At 37.1% G+C, this 2,382-nt stretch carries 3 protein-coding genes; 2 read left to right on the forward strand and 1 reads right to left on the reverse strand.

All coding sequences use genetic code 11. The features are described 5' to 3' along the window. A partial coding sequence (locus tag CRG87_RS07660; RefSeq protein WP_207763442.1) for a MucBP domain-containing protein occupies positions 1 to 442 on the forward strand: 442 nt, incomplete at its 5' end. 129 nt (positions 443 to 571) lie between these two features. Further along, the gene (locus tag CRG87_RS07665; protein WP_074426430.1) at positions 572 to 1,645 is read left to right on the forward strand and encodes a P1 family peptidase; all 1,074 of its coding nucleotides are present in this window, start codon (positions 572 to 574) and stop codon (positions 1,643 to 1,645) included. 325 nt (positions 1,646 to 1,970) lie between these two features. Here CRG87_RS07665 and CRG87_RS07670 read toward each other — a convergent pair. Next, a partial coding sequence (locus tag CRG87_RS07670) for a MucBP domain-containing protein (protein WP_165775984.1) occupies positions 1,971 to 2,382 on the reverse strand: 412 nt, incomplete at its 5' end.

A 2,382-nucleotide genomic window follows, 5' to 3' on the forward strand; every position in this document is an offset into this window, starting at 1 on the left:
ACTTACCGCTGATGAAGTTTTAAGTGGTAAAATTGGTGATGGTTATGTCACTGCCGCTAAAGAAATTAAAGGCTATGAACTAAAATCTAGACCAAGTAATGCCGTTGGCTTTTTCGGTAAAGATTCAAAGAGCGTTATATATGTCTACAGTAAGGTAAATACTGACGCCCAGGAGGATGTTCCTGAAATTGCAACAAATGGTAAGAATAATCATCAACATCAAAAGACTAGACAGCCTAAGATCACGGAAACCAGTTATCATAAGGTCAATAAAAAGGTCAATAAATTTGAAGATAATACGCCAAAAAGTAATGAGGCTACTACACAGCAATTACCAAAAACTGGTAAAAATAAGCTTGCGCAGCTTCTAACAACTGCTTTAGGTTTAATTAGTGCCACTAGTGCGGCCGCTCTGGCTTGGATTAAGCGGAAAAAAGACTAATTACCTTAAGTAACAAATGGCAAATTAAAAACCACTTAGCGTTATAAAGCTAAGTGGTTTTTATCTTGCATAAAAGCACTTGACCAGTTTTAAATAAAAGAAGACAATTTTTAATTAAAAGGAGCAAAAATGGGACTTAACAAACCACTTTTATTTGCGCTTAGCGATACTAAGCCCGGACCAAAAAACTTAATTACAGATGTTGCTGGCATTACAGTCGGCCATAAAACCATTGTTACTGACCGCCTTAGAACAGGCGTAACAGTAGTTAAACCTTGTCAGGACAATATCTTCCGCGAAAAAATGCCGGCCGCCGCTCATGTCATTAACGGCTTCGGCAAAAGCACCGGCCTTGTACAAGTAAATGAATTAGGAACAATTGAAACACCGCTAGTTTTAACTAACACCTTAAGCGTTGGAACTGCTTCAATGGCTCTTGTCAAAAGAATGCTTGACGAGAATCCTGAAATTGGTCTTTCGACTGGTAGCGTTAATCCAATTATTATGGAATGCAATGACAGCTCAATTAACCATATCCGCGATTTAGGTGTTACCGAGGGCGATGTCAACGCTGCATTTGATGCTTCAACTACTGACTTTGCAGAAGGCGGCGTTGGTGGTGGTACAGGCATGCGTTGCTATGAACTCAAGGGCGGTATCGGTTCTGCTTCAAGACAGGTAGAAATCGACAGTAAAATTTTTACTATGGGCGCACTTGTCATGTCCAACTTCGGTCTCAGCACCGACTTAAACATTTATGGTCATGCAATTGGTAAAAAGTTTGTTGAAAATAAAGATAGCAAAGAGAAAGGTAGTATCATTACTATAATTGCTACTGACATTCCGTTTAATTCACGTCAATTAAAACGAATTGCAAAACGCTCTAGTATCGGAATCACACGTAGCGGCTCATTCAGTGGTAACGGCAGCGGTGAAATTACTCTTGCCTTTTCAACCGCGAATCGCGTCAGCCATTTTCCTGAGCATGAATTAAGTACCATTCAGGCAATCACTGATGATAAGATTGACCGTTACTTCAGAGTTACTGTTGATATCGTCAACGAAGCAATCCTCAGCTCCCTGGCCCACGGTCAAACAACTCCAGATCGTGATGGCAAACCAGTTCTAGGTTTAAAGGATGCTTTAATTCAACTAGGCAATGACGAAGAAGCATTACAATTACGAAAAGATTTAGGAATATAATTTATCAGAAAAAAGCTCTGACGTTTTATAAAACGTCAGAGCTTTTTTGCTATATTTGAAACACTAAAATTATGAGTCAGCATTTTCCTAGTTCATTCAAATTAACAAAAATTTGAAGACAGTAATAACTTATGCTCTACTATTTAAAAACTAACAAGCACGTTATTTGGGGCTTAAATATTGTTTGATAAATAGTTACTCTGTGAACTTTTAGATTGAAATTATTTTAGAATCAGTCAAGTACTTTTATAAAGCTAGGTGGTTTTTAAAATTAACTATTTATTTTTAGTAGTAATATTTACTATTATGTTTGCGTTTATTTTTTTTAGTGGTTCTGTTTATGAACTTTTTTGTTCTTAATTTTTGAAGTATTGCGTTTTCGTTTATTTTTAGAACGGTTCTGTTTATGAGCTTTTTTGTTCTTAATTTTTGAAGTACTGTGCTTGCGTTTGTTTTTACGTTTTGTCTTTTTAGGTTTTCCAGCCAAGGAAGCTTCGCTAGCAGATTTAACCTTGGTATATACGTAAGTAACCTGTTGAGGAACTGAATCGAAGAATCCAGTGGCATTGGTTGGGCGAAGTTTTAAAGTGTAGCCAGAAATCTCTTTATACATTGAAACGTATCCATCACCTAAATTACCCTCTATGATTTCTTCAGGAGCAAGAGTTTTACCAGTTTCATCCTTATGATAAATAATCACATCGGCTCCAGTTACTGGACCGTGTGAACCCCTAGTT

This window comes from Lactobacillus apis, from assembly GCF_002837055.1.
GTDB classification, from domain to species: Bacteria; Bacillota; Bacilli; order Lactobacillales; family Lactobacillaceae; genus Lactobacillus; species Lactobacillus apis.

Coding starts and splice junctions, on each gene's coding strand:
- CRG87_RS07665 (WP_074426430.1), top strand. CDS start 572: ATGGGACTTAACAAACCACTTTTATTTGCGCTTAGCGATACTAAGCCC.